The 16,104-nt window shown below is 43.5% G+C and carries 21 protein-coding genes; 10 read left to right on the forward strand and 11 right to left on the reverse strand.

Annotated elements, in window-relative coordinates; genetic code table 11:
* Positions 1–10: 10 nt before the first annotated feature.
* The 4 genes from ICV01_RS01875 to glyA all read right to left on the reverse strand — a co-directional run bounded on the left by ICV01_RS01875 (position 11) and on the right by glyA (position 2,729).
* Positions 11–670 carry a PilW family protein gene (locus ICV01_RS01875; RefSeq protein WP_215288060.1) on the reverse strand — a complete coding sequence of 220 codons (660 nt, stop codon included), beginning with the start codon at positions 668–670 and terminating at the stop codon, positions 11–13.
* Entirely contained in the window at positions 667–921 is a 255-nt protein-coding gene (locus ICV01_RS01880) for a prepilin-type N-terminal cleavage/methylation domain-containing protein (RefSeq protein ID WP_215288061.1), read from the reverse strand. The genes ICV01_RS01875 and ICV01_RS01880 overlap by 4 nt, the downstream gene beginning before the upstream one ends.
* A gap of 100 nt (positions 922–1,021) precedes the next feature.
* A complete protein-coding gene (nrdR, locus tag ICV01_RS01885) occupies positions 1,022–1,468 on the reverse strand; it encodes a transcriptional regulator NrdR (RefSeq protein ID WP_215288062.1) in 447 nt (148 codons plus the stop codon).
* Positions 1,469–1,481: 13 nt separating this feature from the next.
* On the reverse strand, positions 1,482–2,729 hold the full coding sequence (glyA, locus tag ICV01_RS01890) for a serine hydroxymethyltransferase (RefSeq protein ID WP_215288063.1): 1,248 nt from the start codon (positions 2,727–2,729) through the stop codon (positions 1,482–1,484).
* A gap of 99 nt (positions 2,730–2,828) precedes the next feature.
* Here glyA and ICV01_RS01895 point away from each other — a divergent pair, with 99 nt between their 5' ends.
* From ICV01_RS01895 to queC, 8 genes are all read left to right on the forward strand, one after another.
* The gene (locus ICV01_RS01895) at positions 2,829–3,602 is read left to right on the forward strand and encodes an SDR family oxidoreductase (protein ID WP_215288064.1); all 774 of its coding nucleotides are present in this window, start codon (positions 2,829–2,831) and stop codon (positions 3,600–3,602) included.
* Positions 3,603–3,660: 58 nt separating this feature from the next.
* Positions 3,661–4,317: a protein TolQ gene (gene tolQ / locus ICV01_RS01900; protein WP_215288066.1), complete on the forward strand. Its 657-nt coding sequence runs from the start codon at positions 3,661–3,663 to the stop codon at positions 4,315–4,317.
* 23 nt (positions 4,318–4,340) lie between these two features.
* On the forward strand, positions 4,341–4,763 hold the full coding sequence (locus ICV01_RS01905; protein ID WP_215288068.1) for an ExbD/TolR family protein: 423 nt from the start codon (positions 4,341–4,343) through the stop codon (positions 4,761–4,763).
* Entirely contained in the window at positions 4,760–5,599 is an 840-nt protein-coding gene (gene tolA, locus ICV01_RS01910; RefSeq protein WP_215288070.1) for a cell envelope integrity protein TolA, read from the forward strand. The genes ICV01_RS01905 and tolA overlap by 4 nt, the downstream gene beginning before the upstream one ends.
* Before the next feature lie 11 nt (positions 5,600–5,610).
* Complete coding sequence (gene tolB, locus ICV01_RS01915) at positions 5,611–6,909, forward strand: Tol-Pal system beta propeller repeat protein TolB (protein WP_251369368.1); 1,299 nt, start codon at positions 5,611–5,613, stop codon at positions 6,907–6,909.
* A gap of 123 nt (positions 6,910–7,032) precedes the next feature.
* A complete protein-coding gene (gene pal, locus ICV01_RS01920) occupies positions 7,033–7,518 on the forward strand; it encodes a peptidoglycan-associated lipoprotein Pal (protein WP_215288074.1) in 486 nt (161 codons plus the stop codon).
* Positions 7,519–7,541: 23 nt separating this feature from the next.
* Positions 7,542–8,282 (forward strand): tol-pal system protein YbgF, encoded by a 741-nt coding sequence (gene ybgF, locus ICV01_RS01925; protein ID WP_215288076.1) that lies wholly within the window; start codon positions 7,542–7,544, stop codon positions 8,280–8,282.
* Positions 8,283–8,306: 24 nt separating this feature from the next.
* A complete protein-coding gene (queC, locus tag ICV01_RS01930) occupies positions 8,307–9,038 on the forward strand; it encodes a 7-cyano-7-deazaguanine synthase QueC (protein WP_251369369.1) in 732 nt (243 codons plus the stop codon).
* Between the two features lie 123 nt (positions 9,039–9,161).
* Here the strand turns inward: queC and adk are convergent, their stop codons facing one another.
* The 6 genes from adk to ICV01_RS01960 all read right to left on the reverse strand — a co-directional run bounded on the left by adk (position 9,162) and on the right by ICV01_RS01960 (position 13,214).
* Complete coding sequence (gene adk / locus ICV01_RS01935) at positions 9,162–9,827, reverse strand: adenylate kinase (protein WP_215288078.1); 666 nt, start codon at positions 9,825–9,827, stop codon at positions 9,162–9,164.
* Positions 9,828–10,009: 182 nt separating this feature from the next.
* Positions 10,010–10,768: a 3-deoxy-manno-octulosonate cytidylyltransferase gene (kdsB, locus tag ICV01_RS01940; RefSeq protein ID WP_215288080.1), complete on the reverse strand. Its 759-nt coding sequence runs from the start codon at positions 10,766–10,768 to the stop codon at positions 10,010–10,012.
* Positions 10,769–10,774: 6 nt separating this feature from the next.
* Entirely contained in the window at positions 10,775–10,957 is a 183-nt protein-coding gene (locus ICV01_RS01945) for a Trm112 family protein (protein WP_215288082.1), read from the reverse strand.
* Between the two features lie 55 nt (positions 10,958–11,012).
* Positions 11,013–12,110, reverse strand: a complete 1,098-nt coding sequence (gene lpxK / locus ICV01_RS01950) for a tetraacyldisaccharide 4'-kinase (protein WP_215288083.1) — start codon at positions 12,108–12,110, stop codon at positions 11,013–11,015.
* A gap of 6 nt (positions 12,111–12,116) precedes the next feature.
* On the reverse strand, positions 12,117–12,578 hold the full coding sequence (locus ICV01_RS01955) for a biopolymer transporter ExbD (RefSeq protein ID WP_215288085.1): 462 nt from the start codon (positions 12,576–12,578) through the stop codon (positions 12,117–12,119).
* A 12-nt stretch (positions 12,579–12,590) separates the two neighbouring features.
* Entirely contained in the window at positions 12,591–13,214 is a 624-nt protein-coding gene (locus ICV01_RS01960; protein WP_215288087.1) for a MotA/TolQ/ExbB proton channel family protein, read from the reverse strand.
* Between the two features lie 285 nt (positions 13,215–13,499).
* Between ICV01_RS01960 and xseA the strand changes: the two genes are divergently transcribed.
* Together xseA and ICV01_RS01970 are read left to right on the forward strand one after the other, a co-directional pair.
* Positions 13,500–14,711, forward strand: a complete 1,212-nt coding sequence (gene xseA, locus ICV01_RS01965) for an exodeoxyribonuclease VII large subunit (protein ID WP_215288089.1) — start codon at positions 13,500–13,502, stop codon at positions 14,709–14,711.
* 120 nt (positions 14,712–14,831) lie between these two features.
* A complete protein-coding gene (locus ICV01_RS01970; protein WP_215288091.1) occupies positions 14,832–15,425 on the forward strand; it encodes a urate hydroxylase PuuD in 594 nt (197 codons plus the stop codon).
* A gap of 148 nt (positions 15,426–15,573) precedes the next feature.
* Here ICV01_RS01970 and ICV01_RS01975 read toward each other — a convergent pair whose 3' ends face one another.
* Positions 15,574–16,059 (reverse strand): YajQ family cyclic di-GMP-binding protein, encoded by a 486-nt coding sequence (locus ICV01_RS01975; RefSeq protein WP_215288093.1) that lies wholly within the window; start codon positions 16,057–16,059, stop codon positions 15,574–15,576.
* Positions 16,060–16,104 lie beyond the last annotated feature (45 nt).

Genomic DNA, 16,104 nt, shown 5'->3' on the forward strand with positions numbered 1-16,104 from the left:
AACCTATGGTTTAGTGTCTAAGCGCGAAAACTCTCTCTAGTTCAAGTGGCGTTTTTCCTCTTTGAAGCACCAATTGAATTTTTAAAGCGCGCACATGTTTCCACTGAGGGTATCTTCTCCCTGAGTCATTGATTTGATAGGGCTCCATCCATTCCAAAATGCTGTTGGATGCATTAGGAACACCTACCTTTATTTGCATCGACTGAACATGAGCCATGACAGCATCATTTTGTAAGGCGCCTTTTTTATTTTGAGTTTGTAAATACAAAACACCATCTTTGTTTTGATAATGTCCCTGTTGTTGAATGAAAAAAGCTTTGTATGAGCCATTTTCTCTTTTGTTATAAGCATCGTAGGTGTAAAAAGCATCAGAGCTATTCACACTTGCCGCACCTTTCCGTACTTGGAATTCCCCGGATTTTTTATTGCTAGGTGCGGAGCTATCTTTAGCCATCACCTTTAATAAAGAAGATTTGGGTGAGCCTGTTTTTATTTGAGCATGTTGAATTGCTAGCCCCATCATATGAAAAGCTTGAATGGCTTCACTTTGTAGGATACTCAGGTTGTTTTGTTTCGTAATAGCTTTGTGTACTTGAAAACATGCTTGAGTGCTGGCTAATAAGACAATGCTAGCCATAACTGAAGATGTGAGCACTTCTATGAGTGTCATTCTTCTTCCTCGGCACTAACAAGCGCAACATTCATTTCATATTGGTTACTTTGCTCGGTGATAGCGTGAAGCTCTCGTATTTGTTTTTGGGTGTAATTGGATATGTAAAAATGTGCAGACATCAGTGCCATATAGGAGCTGCTAAATATGGTGAGCGCTGTGAGGACTTCTAATAAAGAGAAGCCTCGTTCAAATGATGTTGGTGGTCTAGGTGACTCGTGTGGATACATATCCACATCATCAAGTACCAAGACAAAAATAAAAATCAGTAAAACCTGATTGTTATGTGAGAAATTTCTGAAAAATGATTGTTACGACATCAAATAATGGGATGTCGGAGCTAAGTAGCGCTTACTTCAGTTCTTTTAATGCGCTCTCGAATGATTCAATGTCGGCGAAGCTCTTGTAGACTGAAGCAAAACGAATATAGGCGATTTTGTCTAAGCGTTTTAGCTCGCGCATCACTAGTTCGCCAACACGATCACTAGCAATTTCTTTTTCGCCGGTTGCTTGTAAACGTTCTTCGATATTGCGAATTGCTTCTTCAACTGCTTCAGCTGAAACTGGGCGTTTGCGTAAAGCGATACCCATAGAGTCAATTAATTTATTACGGTTGTACTCCACACGACTGCCATTCTTTTTGACAATCGCTGGTAGTGCTAATTCAGGACGTTCGTAAGTTGTAAAACGCTTATCGCACTTTTCGCAACGGCGACGACGTTTGATGACGTCCCCTTCCTCAGATACTCGAGTATCAAGAACTTGTGTATCTGAGTGTTTGCAGAAGGGGCAGTGCATCTATGTCCTAAGATTAGTTGCTGTAAACAGGGAAGCGCTTAGTTAAAGCGGCTACTTGCTCACGTACTTTAGCGATATTGGCAGCATCGTTAGGATTATCTAAAACATCTGCTACCAAGTTTGCTACTTGAATAGCTTCAGCTTCTTTAAATCCACGAGTTGTCATCGCTGGTGAGCCTAACCGAATACCACTTGTTACAAATGGTTTTTCTGGATCGTTAGGGATCGCATTTTTGTTACAAGTAATGTGTGCTTCACCCAAAACGCGTTCCGCTTCCTTACCTGTAATGTTCTTGGCGCGTAGGTCCACTAGCATCACATGAGACTCGGTTTTGCTAGAAACAATACGTAAACCACGCTTAACTAGTGTTTCAGCCATTGCACGAGCGTTGATAACAACTTGTTGTTGATACTCTTTAAATGAAGGCTCTAGAGCTTCTTTAAACGCAACAGCTTTAGCGGCAATCACGTGCATCAAAGGGCCGCCTTGCAGGCCTGGGAAAATAGCTGAGTTGATGGCTTTTTCATGTTCAGCTTTCATCAAAATCACGCCACCACGTGGACCACGCAAACTCTTATGAGTTGTTGATGTCACGATATCGGCATGAGGTACTGGGTTTGGATAAACGCCAGCAGCAATCAAACCTGCGTAGTGAGCCATGTCCACCATGAACAACGCGCCAACATCTTTGGCAACCTTAGCAAAGCGAGCAAAGTCGATATGCAATGAGTAAGCAGAAGCGCCGGCAATAATGAGCTTAGGCTTGTGCTCGTGAGCTAGGCGCTCCATAGCGTCGTAATCGATTGCTTCTTGAGCGTTTAAGCCATAAGGGACCACGTTAAACCACTTGCCGCTCATATTAAGAGCCATGCCGTGAGTTAAGTGACCACCTTCAGCTAGGCTCATACCCATAATGGTGTCGCCTGGCTTTAAGAATGCTAAAAATACTGCCTCGTTGGCCGATGCGCCGCAGTGAGGTTGTACGTTGGCAGCTTCCGCGCCAAAAATCTGTTTTAAGCGGTCAATTGCTAGCTGTTCTGCGATATCCACGTATTCACAGCCACCGTAGTAGCGCTTGCCAGGATAGCCTTCAGCATATTTATTCGTTAATTGTGAGCCTTGGGCTTCTAAAACGGCTGGAGACGTATAGTTTTCTGAGGCAATAAGCTCAATATGGTCTTCTTGACGCTTGTTTTCTGACTGGATGGCATCCCACAATGCGGGATCAGTTTTTGCCAATGTTTGACTGCGTTGGAACATGATTTAGGCTTTCTATGAGGATCATCTAGTTTGCAGCTAGCATACGCTAAACTCTGCAAGACCTAAATGATACAAAAAAACACCCCAGGAGACACAAAAATGACAAAGCTAACTGTATTGGTAACAGGAGCAACTGCTGGTTTTGGCGAAGCCATTGCTAGACGATACTTGTCTGAAGGCCATCAGGTGATTGCCGCAGGACGCCGCGCCGACCGTTTAGAGGCCCTCAAGAAGAGCTTGCCGGCCGATCAGCAGGCTCGTTTACACACCACTATTTTGGATGTGACCAATAAAGATGTGGTTTTTGCTCTTCCAGGCCAATTGCCTAAAGATTTCGCGAATGTGAGTGTTTTGGTGAATAACGCCGGTTTAGCTCTAGGTTTGGAGCCAGCCCATCAAGTCGCTTTGGATGACTGGGAGAAAATGGTGGATACCAATATCAAGGGGTTGATGTACATGACCAGAGCTTTTTTACCAGGTATGGTGGAGCGCGGGCGTGGCCATGTCTTTAATTTAGGCTCTATCGCTGGTCGTTACCCTTACCCTGGCGGTAACGTGTATGGCGGCACTAAAGCGTTTGTACGCCAATTTAGTTTAAATCTGAAGTCTGATTTATTAGGTACGCCAGTGCGCGTGACGGATGTTGCGCCGGGCCTTTGCTCTGGTACAGAGTTCTCCAATGTGCGCTTTAAAGGAGATGACGCTAAGGCCGCCAAGGTCTACGACGGTGTTCAGGCTTTAACGGCTACGGATATTGCAGAGTCAGTTTATTGGGCATCGACATTACCAGCTCATGTGAATATCAACGTGATTGAAATGATGCCAACTTGCCAAGCAGCAGGCCCCTTGGCTGTCCATCGCAAGACGAGCTAGTTAAAATAACGCAGTTATCTGATTGTTATTAAAAATCCATCTCTACGGAAAATAATTTATGCACGCTACTCAAGATTTATCCATATTGTCATTAGTGCTCAACGCCAGTGTGTTGGTGCAGTTAGTGATGCTCTTATTACTAAGTCTTTCAGTAGCGTCCTGGACGATTATTTTTAAAAAAGGGATTTCTCTTAAAGCTGTTCGCCAAGACACGGAGCGTTTTGAGCGCGACTTTTGGTCGGGTGGTGATTTAAATACTTTATTAGAAGGTGCTAAGCGCAATCAAGACCCGGCGGCTTCTTTAGAGCGTATTTTTGAAAGCGGCATGCAAGAGTTTTTAAAGGGTAAAGAAATTGATGGTGCCCGTCGCGCCATGAAAGCAGCTTACCAACGTGAGATGGATACTTTGGAAGCCAACTTGCCATTTTTAGCATCAGTAGGCTCTGTATCGCCTTACATCGGTTTGTTTGGAACAGTCTGGGGGATCATGAATTCTTTCCGCGGGTTGGCAAACGTTCAGCAAGCAACACTAGCAAGTGTGGCGCCGGGTATTGCCGAAGCTTTAGTAGCAACAGCAATTGGTCTGTTTGCGGCGATTCCAGCGGTGGTAGCTTACAACCGTAATGCAGCTGATATTGATCGTTTAGCAATTCGTTTTGAAACATTCATCGAAGAGTTTTCTAATATTCTTCAACGTCAACAATCGCGTTATTAAGACTAAGAGATTAGGAGGCTGAGATGGCGAGTATCTCTAGAAAGTCTGGCGGTAAAAGACGTGCGATGGCTGATATTAATGTGGTGCCTTACATTGATGTGATGTTGGTCTTACTGGTGATCTTCATGGTAACAACGCCGATGGTTAATCCTGGCGTAGTTAATCTGCCAACGGTGGGTGGTGCTCAAGTGCAACCTTTGCCACCGGTATTACTAAATATCTCCGCTGACGAAACCATTCTTGTGAAAAGCGAGGGTAAAGCAGATAGAACGCTCTCTCGCCAAGAGTTAGGGGCATTTGCGCGTGAGCGTGCCGACTTGGCCGCTGATCAGCCGATGGTAATTGCAGCGGACAAATCTATTAAATATGAAATCGTGATGGATGTCATGGCGCGCTTAAAAGAAAACGGCGTAAAACGTGTTGGTTTGGCGGTGAAGAGTAATTGAGTTCAGCAACATTTCCGATGAATGATTTTCGTGCCAGGTTCAATGCTGATTCTGGTACAGGCAAAGCCTTTGCATGGGCTTTGGGCATGCATTTGTTGCTATTTTTCTTTTTGGCTTTTGGATTGAATTGGAAAAGCCAAACCCCAGCAGGATTAGAGGCGGAAATTTGGGATAACGTACCTGTGGTGAAAAGTGCTCCTGTGCAAGCGGTTGAGCAAAAAATGGAAGCTGATGACAAGGCTGACATTGCGGTTAAAAGAAAAAAAGAATTAAAACCTGAGCCTAAAAAAGAAGAAAAGCCAGTTAAAAAGGTTGATCCTAAGGAATTGAAGAAGCAAAAGGCTGAAGAAGAAAAGCAGGCGAAATTAAAAGAAGCCAAACTAAAAGAAGAAAAGCAAAAAGCACAAGATAAGGCTAAGGCAGATGCTGCGAAAAAAGAAGCTTTGGCACAAGATAAATCGCGTGCAGACCAATTGGCAAGATTACGTTCGGCAGCTGGGAAAGAGGGGGCTGCGGGCGGTCGTGGTGGTGTGGTTGGAGATGGTGTTGGCGGCGGTGGTAATGCCAAGCCGGGCTATGCCGATAAAGTGCGCCGCAAAATTTTGCCTTTGATTGTGTTTAATCCATCATTGGTAGCCGGTAACCCTGCTGTTGAGGTGGCTGTTGAGTTAGCTCCCGATGGCAGTATCATCAACAGAAATGTTCTTAAGAGTAGCGGCGACCTTGCTTGGGATCGTGCGGTATTAAGGGCAATTGATGATGCTAAAACTTTGCCTAAAGATGATGATGGTAAGGTGCCTAAACAAATGCGCTTAATCTTTAAGCCTAAGGATTGATGAGAGACGTGATGAAATTAGTTTCAATATTAAAAAGAGTATTAGCTTTTGTTCTTCTAACAAACTTAATGTTTGTTGCAACGCTTGCAAAAGCTCAGATGAATATTGAGATTTCAGGGGTTGGTCAGTCGCTGTTTCCGATTGCAGTGATGCGTTTCACGGATGAAAGTAAATTACCCTTACGCGTGACAGATATTGTTCGTTCCGATTTGGCTAGAAGTGGCGCTATGCGCAATGTTGAATCTGGTGGCGCTGAATTAGGTTGGGATATCAAGCCGGATTTTCGCTCTTGGTCCGCGAGAGGCGCTGATGCGCTAGCGGTTGGTGGCGTGAATAAGTTATCTGATGGTAGATATGAAATTCGTTACCGTTTATTCGATATTCGTAAGAGCGAAAGTTTGGGCGGTATTGTTGTTACAGTAACTGCTGATGACTTGCGTTTAGCTGGTCACAAGATTGCTGATGACATTATCCAAAAAATTCTTGGTGAGCGTGGTGTATTTTCAACGCGTCTTTCTTATGTGATTCGTTCAGGTAAAAATAATCGATTGGTTATTTCTGATTCTGATGGTGAAAACGCTAAACCAGCTCTATCGAGCAATGAACCGATTATTTCTCCTGTTTGGTCTCCAGATGGCAGAAAGGTGGCTTATGTTTCATTCGAGTCACGTAAGCCAGTGATTTATGTGCACGAGTTGGCCACTGGCCGCCGTGTGGTGTTATCTAATCAAAAGGGTAACAACAGTGCGCCGGCATGGTCGCCTGATGGACGTGCTTTAGCAATTGCTTTGTCTAAAGATGGTAATACCCAGATTTATCGTATTAATGCGGACGGCACAGGCTTAAGGCGCTTGACGCGTGGGTATTCAATTGACACTGAACCGCAATGGGCGCCTGACGGAAAATCTATTTATTTCACGAGTGATCGTGGTGGCAGTCCGCAAATCTATCGTATGTCGACAGAGGGCGAGGGCGATGGTGGTGCTCAGCGCATTACTTTTAAACTTGGGTTTGTAACAAGCCCACGTATTTCTCCTGATGGTAAGAATTTGGTTTACATAGCTCGTGTAGGTGGTGCTTATCGCTTGCATCTACAAGACTTGGCTTCTGGTGAGGTGATGGCTTTAAGTGATGGTAACCGTGACGAGACGCCTACTTTTGCCGCTAACGGTCGTTATGTACTTTTTGCTGCTCGTAGTGGTGGTAAACCTGTTTTGATGGCAGTATCTATTGATGGAAAAAATAAACAAATCTTGAGTTTGCCTGGTGCTGATATTCGTGAGCCTGCTTGGGGCCCATTCATGGACTAATGCAGGCTTTAAAATAGCTTTTATCTAGATTTCAATACTATTTGTTACGATAGAAGCCAATGACTTAAAAGTCTTCAAAAAAGGCTTTTAACGCAGTAAAAGAATTTATTAATTGGAGGATGTATGAATCAATTTTCTTTAGCCCGCCGTGCGGCATTGTTGTTATCGGTAGCTTTCCTTGGTGCTTGCGCATCAGGCGTTAAGTTAGATGATGTGGATAGTGCTGGTAAATCATCAGGTGGTGATTTAAGTTCACAGCCTTGGAATGATCCAAAGAGCCCACTATTTAAGCGTAGTGTTTATTTTGACTTTGATAGTTACACAGTTAAACCTGAGTACCAATCAACTTTGCAAGCTCACGCTAATTATTTAAAAACTAACAAAGATCGCAAAATCAAGTTAGAAGGCAATACAGATGAGCGTGGAACGACAGAATACAACTTAGCATTGGGTCAACGCCGCTCTGAGGCAGTCCGTAAATCATTGTCACTTTTAGGTGTTTCTGACTCTCAAATGGAAGCCATTAGTTTCGGTAAAGAAAAGCCAAAGGCTGAAGGCAGTAATGAGGCAGCTTGGCAAGAGAACCGCCGTGCTGATATTGCTTACTAATCAAGAAGCGAGTTAAAAAAATAATGCAAATTAAGCGTTTAACTTCTTTGCACCATCAAACAGCGGCGTTGGCCGCTGTTGTTTTTGTTGCTTTGACTACTTATAGTTTTCCGGCGGCCGCTATTTTTGAAGATAACGAGGCGCGCAAGGCTATTTTGGATTTACGTTCCCAAGTGGCAGTGGGACAGCAGGCTCAAATTGATTTGCAAAATCAATTGGAACAGGCGGTTCAAGAAAATGCGCGCTTACGAGGTCGTACGGAGTTGCTTGAAAAGCAAGTAGAAGAGTTATTGGCGCAGCAGAAGAGTTTTTATCAGGACCTTAATGGTCGAGTAAAGAAATTCGAACCGCAAGTGTTAGAGATTGAAGGTGTGCAGGGCACGGTTCAAGCTGGTGAGAAAGAGGCTTACGAGTCAGCTTTAAAAGCCTTTCAAGATTCGAATATGAAAAAGGCTGAGGCTGGATTTCAAAGCTTTGCAAAGAAATACCCCGATAGCCCTTATTGGCCTTTGGCTCAATTCTGGTTGGGTAATGTGAATTACGCTCAGAAAGATTACAAGACAGCGATTGCGAGTTTGCAAGCAATGGTGAAGCGTTATCCGTTGCATGTTAGAACCCCAGATGCTTTGTTAACGATTGCCAATAGCCAAGTTGAATCAGGTCAAAAACCTGCTGGCAAAAAAACATTAGAAAGTTTGATTGCTAAGCATCCTGAAAGTGAAGCAGCTGGTTTAGCGAAGCAAGCTTTAAAGCGTTTGAAGTAAACAATTAAAAAATTTTTAGCCGTGATGTCATTTGATTTTGAACCTATGCGCGCCCGCACCCCAGGTGCGCCAGCCGTTATTTTGCTATCGGGTGGTTTGGATTCCGCGACAGTTTTAGCGATTGCTAAAAAATTGGATTACACACCTTACGCGTTATCGTTTCGTTATGGTCAAAGACATTCTTCTGAATTAGATGCAGCAGTACGAGTGGCTCAAAAACTAGGTGCAGCTCGTCATGAAATCATAGATTTGGATTTGCGTCGTTTTGTGGGTGGATCAGCTCTAACCGATGACGCCTATGCAGTACCTACTAGCGCAGGTGCTAAAAATGAGATTCCTATTACATATGTGCCTGCACGTAATACCATCATGTTGTCGGTGGCTTTAGGCTGGGCTGAAGCATTGGGCGGTTTAGATATTTTCTTTGGCGCGAATGCCGTGGATTACTCCGGCTATCCTGACTGTCGACCAGAGTATGTCAAATCATTTGAGGCTACAGCGAATCTGGCCACTAAAGCAGGTGTGGAATCAACGCAATCATCCACACGTTTTAGGATTCATGCGCCGATTATTTCTCTGAGTAAAGCCGAAATTATTCAAGCTGGTATTCAGTTGGGGGTAGATTTTTCCATGACAGTTTCTTGCTATCAGGCTAATGCGGCGGGTGAGGCTTGTGGCCGTTGTGAGTCTTGTCGTCTGCGCAAAGAAGGATTTGCGAGCGCAAAAGTACCTGATCCGACACATTACGCGTCATAAAAAAACCCCGTTAACTGCAACGGGGTTTTTATTCTATTCAACTTTCTAGCAAATCTTCCAGAAAACCTTCCGGAAAACTTTCCAACAAACTCTAATCAGCTTCTTAATTAGAATTCTTTTCTTTTATTTAAGAGCAGTAAATACGTTGGCGGTAATAGCTTCTACAGAACCAGTACCTTCAACCTTGCGGTAGGCTGGAGCTGCCACCTTGGCTGTTGGATCACCATTTTTAGCCCATGATGAATAGTATTCAACCAATGGACGTGTCTGAGAATCATAGACATCTAAACGCTTCTTAACGGTTTCTTCTTTGTCATCTTCACGCTGAATCAAGTCTTCACCTGTTTCATCATCTTTACCAGCAACTTTTGGTGGGTTAAAGGTGACGTGATAAGTGCGGCCGGATGCAACGTGAACACGGCGACCGCTCATGCGATCAATAATGGCATCGAATGGCACGTCTATTTCAAGCACGTAATCAATTGGAACGCCTGCATCCTTCATCGCTTGCGCTTGAGGAATCGTACGTGGGAAACCATCAAACAAATAACCTTTCGCGCAATCAGCCTGAGTTAAACGATCTTTGACTAAGCCAATGATAATTTCATCAGAAACTAGACCACCTGAATCCATCACTTTTTTGGCTTCAATGCCTAGTGGTGTGCCAGCCTTAACAGCTGCGCGCAACATATCGCCTGTAGAAATTTGTGGAATACCAAATTTCTCGCAAATAAATTTAGCCTGCGTGCCTTTACCGGCGCCAGGGGCACCTAATAGGATCAAGCGCATGGTTTAACTCCCTTAATTAGTTGGTGGGTGTTGCAAATTCTCGAAAAACGACAAGAGTAGGCTGTTTCTTTGACAACAAGCTGACTGATGCGCTTTAACTGCTTGATTTTCCCATTATTTGGGCTTAAATCCAATTTTCTGGCATCAGGATTTCCCTGAGGAGCTCTAAATAAATCGATAAATTAAACAAGCTGCTTAAAAACGGCTCTAACGCGTTCTAGGTCTTCGGCCGTGTCTACCCCTGGTGGGGGCGCCGCATTGGTCACTAGTACCTGAATAGCGTATCCGTACCACATGGCTCGCAGCTGTTCGAGCGACTCAGCTTCTTCAATCGGGGCTGGCGCTAAAGTTGCAAATTCTTTGAGGAAGCTGGCCTTGTATGCGTACATGCCAATATGGCGATAGCACTGTGCTTGATATTTTTGAGGGTCTCGGCTGTAAGGAATCGGCGCTCTTGAAAAATAAAGTGCTTGTTGAGCCTGATTCATGGCTACTTTGACAACGTTAGGATTGTTTACTTCAGCCTGATCATGAATCGCTAAAGCTGCTGTTGCAATCGCAGCTTTGGGATGATTCGCTAATGTTTGCGCTACTTGTGTGATTAGTTCAGGTGGGATGAGCGGTTCATCACCTTGAACATTTACAACAATCTCATCGTCAGCGAGGTTTAAGTTGCGTACAACTTCACTCAAACGATCGGTTCCTGTTGGATGTTGGTTAGATGTGAGCATCACATCTAATCCATGTGCTTTGCAGGCATCGAAAATGCTAGCGTCATCAACCGCCACGATGACTTTGGATGCGCCTGACTGTAATGCTCTTTCGGCTACTCGTACCACCATCGGTTTGCCGGCGATATCAGCTAGTGGTTTATTAGGTAAGCGTGTCGAAGCTAAGCGTGCAGGAATAACTGCAATAAACGATGTGGATGTTGCAGTCATAGAGTTTTAAGCCGCGTTATGAGGTGCGTCTAAAGATCTTGCCTCATTCGCCAACATGACTGGAATGCCATCGCGAATAGGGTAGGCTAATTTATCTGCTTTGCAGATAAGTTCATTTTTATCAGCATCATGTACTAGGCTAGATTTGCAAATAGGACAGACCAAAATATCTAGTAAACGTTTATCCATGATTTGTCATTAGCTCCAATTTAGTTCTTAACTGCATGAATTATTTCTCATGAGCCTAGGGTTTTGGCCTTTTCAAAATATCAACCATTAGGTTGATGAATTCTTTAGGTAGTTCAACTGTAACGGGTACAACCCAAATGCGCTCATCATTCTTGTATTCCGCGATTTGCGAACATTTTACGGCATCCTTCTCAGTGATCAGAATTGCTGAGGCTGAAATATCTTTAAAAGGATTTATTTGAAAATCGTAATGATCCGGTAGTGGTAAAGGATTGATGGTGAGTCCTGCTTGTTCTAAAACATCAAAGAATTTTTTGGGATTACCTAAACCGGCAGCAGCGACTAAATGACGCTCTGAGTAAAAGTCAAATAGAGATCTTTGCTGTGATGGATTGCTGAGTTGATAAGCGTGAGCTACTTGAGTTGTTAAGTAGAAATTAGGAGCATCGGCAAGATAGGGCTGTTTAATCTGTTGAGAATTTTCAGAGCCTAAGTTCAGTGTGAAGTCTCTTGCTCGAAGAGCGCTTTCTCTGAGTGGGCCTGCTGGCATGAGAAAACCATTGCCTTCACCTCTGGCATCGCGAATCACTAATTCAATATCTTGACCGCCTTCACGGGCCGGCCATCTTTTCATGGCGTAATGCTGTAAACCATCATCGCTAATCAAAACATTGACTGTTGGATGGGCTTTTAATAGTGTTCGAGCACTAATCGTGCGTTGGCTATGAACATAGACGGGTATGAATAAGTGCGCTAATTGTTGCGCCATATAGCAAGGCTCATCACCTAGTTCTAATGGATTTGATTGAGAAGTCACTTCAGTAGCATCTGCAGGGTTATCTTGATGCCCTGTTCCTTTGTAGCCTCTTGAAATAATGCCTGGATGAAATCCTGCCGCGTGTAATGCTTTTGCAATGGCTAATACGGTAGGTGTTTTACCGGTGCCGCCAACCCTTAAGTTGCCAACAATGATGACGGGGACATCTAGGGCTTGGGTTTTAAATAATCCTAGCGCATATAAAATTTTTCTAATTTGGGTGACCCACCCAAATAACTTTGAGAGCGGCCATAGTAATAACGCCACAACGCCTTTTTTCTCCCAATAGCTAGGAGCTTTTTGAAAAGTTGGCGCAGATGAAGATGGATTGCTCATGGCAACTTACTTTGATTTTGACTGCGTAGCAAAAACGACATTGGGTAAGTTGGCGTTGCGAGCCGCTTCCATGACTTGCATCACTGACTGATGAGGTGCTTTGCCATCGGCCGCAATAATAATCATCGGGCCGTTATCACTTTTGCCCGCTTGACTGGCAGCCGCGCTTAGCGCATTGCTTAATTGATCAACAGCAGCGCGCTTGCCGTTAATGGCGATGCGGCCATCTGAGGAAATCGCTACGGCAATATCCTTAGGCTTGCTATTTGATGCAGCACCTTCAGCGCTAGGTAGCGTAATTGATAACTCTTGATAGCGTGTGAATGTGGTAGAGATCATTAAGAAAATCAAAATGACCAATAACACATCAATAAAAGGAATTAGGTTAATTTCTGGCGCGCTTTGTTGGCTAACATTGTTGCTGTTTACGCCAAAAATAGTTCGTTTGGATGATGAATTAAAAATCATAAAAAATATCTATTACGCTGCTTTAAAAAGATGACGTAATAGTTTCTTGGCGGCAGCTTCACATTCGCGTTGGCGTTTTTCTGCCATGGCTTTTAATGCGCGCCAACCTGTGTAAGCAGGTATGGCAATCAGTAGACCAAAAGCCGTGTTGTATAGCGCGATTGAAATACCGTGCGCTAATTGTTGTGGGTTGGCGCTACTGCTTTGTTGACTACCAAAAATTTCAATCATGCCAACTACTGTGCCAAATAAACCAAGTAGAGGCGCAATCGTTGCAATGGTGGCTAGTGCCCCCATATAACGATCTAGTAATAAAGAGACTTCTTCAGCAGCTTCTTGCATGGCTTCAATCGTTTTTTCTTCAGTAGCGCGTTGTGATTTTTGTAATAGCGCCGCTCCTAAAATGCGGCCCAAGGGAGCGGCATCTGATAAAGATTGAATAGCTTGTTCAGCGGTTTGGGGGCTATTTAGAGCGCCAGAGTCAGCTAGCTGAATCGCGCCTTCTGTTAAATGAGCGGGTGAAACCCTTTTAGCTTGCAAAAACCAAGTACGCTCTAACAAAATAGCCAAAGCAATAATGGAAGTGATTAAAAGAGGCCATACGGGCCAGCCAGCGGCGATGAGAATGGTATACATATACCTCTACTTTAAACGAAGGCTAGGGTATGCTCCAAAGATGAACATCAAGCTTGTGGATAACTATGTGAAAAACTTTCTTCAACAGTATTCCTAAGCCCTTGATTCTTCGTTATGGTGATAATTTATTAGCGTAAATTGATTTAAAAATTCCATATAAATCAATTAGATATAAAATTAACACTGGCTTTGGGGGTAATTTTTATTTGAGATGCCTTTTTTTATCGAAGCCTGTGGATAGTTGTTTAGCTTTACCCCTTATAAATACTGATTTAACCTTAAAAAATGACAGAAATATCAAGAGAAATTATTGGAGTTGGGGCTCTGAACCGCGCCATTGCTGAAGTATTAGAGGGCCATATTGGCAATGTGTGGGTTCGGGGGGAGATTTCCAATTTCAAGGCTTATGACAGTGGACATTGGTACTTCTCTTTAAAAGACGCCGAAGGCCAATTGAGAGGAGTCATGTTTAGAGGCCGAAACACGCAAGTCGGGTTTTTGCCTAAAGAGGGTGACTTAGTCGAGGTGGCTGCTCAAGTTAGTATGTATGTGCCTAGGGGCGATATACAGCTCAATGTGCAGCTGATGCGTAGATCTGGTCAAGGCGGTTTATACGAAGCGTTTTTAAAGCTTAAAGAAAAATTGGGGGCTGAGGGGCTGTTTGATGAAGCGCATAAAAGAGCGTTACCTAAGTACCCGAAAGGTGTTGGTGTTATTACCTCTGCTCAAGCCGCCGCATTAAAAGATGTTTTAAGTACTTTAGAGCGTAGAGCGCCACATATTCCTGTAACGGTGTTCCCGAGTTTGGTTCAAGGCGTGGAAGCACCGCCTGCATTAATACAAGCATTAAGGGCTGCTTATGAACTTGCAGAGCAGGGTGAGTTAGAAGTTCTTTTATTGGTACGAGGTGGTGGCAGCATTGAAGACTTGTGGGCTTTTAATGATGAGGCTTTAGCGCGTTGTATTGCGGAGTCGCCGATACCGATTGTCTCTGGTGTTGGTCATGAAACAGATTTCACGATTGCAGACTTCGTGGCTGATTTGCGGGCACCAACTCCAACGGGCGCTGCTGAATTAGTGACACCAGATAGAGAAGCTCTTTTGCAAGACTTGGTGACTTTGTCGCAAAAAATAAATATGAGAGTGACTCAACGAATCGATCGAGAGGCTCAACGTTTAGATCAGTTGTCATTACGTTTATCTCATGCAATTCCGAATCCCGAGCGCATGAAAGAAAAAACGCAGCAATTATCGGCACGTCTTCATCAAGCTTGGTCTGTGCGATTGGCAATGTATCAACAAACCCACAAGGCTTGGCAAAACCATTTAGAGCTACTGAATCCACAGAGAACTCTAGAGCGTGGCTATGCGGTTTTAATGGCACAGGACGGTAAAGCTATTCGAAATCCTCATCAAATCAAAGCAGGTGATGTATTTGATTTGCGAGTCGCTGAAGGCCAGGCGGATGTGGAAATTTCTCAGGTTCGGGTGAAGTAGTTGTCATTTCAATGACACTTAGCGTAATTTAGTTAAATCATGGATAATCCGCTCAAGAATGAGTTATCCACCATTCGGTTGTAACTTTTATCTAAACAATATTGCAAAGGGGAAATAAAAATGGGATCAATATTGCAATCTTTACAACGCACCATTATTGCTGGTGTAGTTTTATTGGTTTTAATCATCGCGGCCGTTGCTGCAACAGCAGGTAATGCTATTACTTTTGATCATGCATGGGGCGCATTCGTTATGCGTTGGTTGCACGTGCTAGTAGGCGTGATGTGGATTGGTTTGTTGTGGTATTTCAACTTTGTGCAGATTCCATCTATGCCAAAGATTCCTGATGAGCAAAAACCAGCTGTTAGCAAAGTAATTGCGCCAACAGCATTGTTCTGGTTCCGCTACGCTGCTTTATTCACTGTTGTGACAGGTTTGTTATTGGCTGGTGCTAATGGTTACCTTGTACAAGCATTGACATTACAAAGACCAGTTTTAGCGATTGGTATCGGTATGTGGTTAGCGATTGTGATGGCTTTCAACGTTTGGTTCATCATTTGGCCTAACCAAAAGAAAGCTTTGGGCATGGTTCAAGTAGAAGCTGCTGAAAAAGCTGCTGCTGCTAGATTAGCTATGTTGACATCACGCTTTAACACGATGTTCTCTATTCCAATGCTTTACATGATGGTTGCTCAGCAAAACGGCGGTTTGTAATATTCGCTGACTGAGTCATAGTCACAATCATTAAAAAAGGGACAGTTCAAGCTGTCCCTTTTTTTGATGAAATTAAATTAATAAACTAAGTTAAATCAAGTCAAATCTGATTAAGAATTTATTTCAGAATAAATATTTAATCTCAGATTTAGTCTCGGAAGTTATTAAAGCCTAATGGCGCCTCTTCCACATCTTTGCGTAGCATCGCCATAACTGCCTGAAGATCATCGCGCTTGCCGCCTGTTACACGCACAGCATCACCTTGAATACTCGCTTGCACTTTAATCTTGCTATCTTTAATCAAGCGCACAATCTTTTTGGCGATTTCAGAGCTGATCCCTTTTTGAATTTCCACAACTTGTTTTAACTTGTCACCAGAAATCTTTTCTAATTTGCCGTCTTTTAAGAAACGCACATCCACATTGCGTTTGGCTAATTTAGCTAATAAAACATCACGAACTTGTCGTAATTTAAAATCATCGTCACCAAAAAGAGTTAATTCTTCACCTTTTTGTTCAATACGGGCGTCGGATCCTTTGAAGTCAAAACGGGTTGAAATCTCTTTATTGGATTGTTCCAACGCATTTTTTACTTCAATCATGTCTGGTTCGCATACAACGTCAAATGAGGGCATAGTTCACCTAAATGTCAAAAACAAAGTTAATCACAGTTAAGATTG

Origin of the sequence: Polynucleobacter sp. MWH-Spelu-300-X4 (assembly GCF_018687515.1) — a bacterium.
GTDB lineage: Bacteria > Pseudomonadota > Gammaproteobacteria > Burkholderiales > Burkholderiaceae > Polynucleobacter.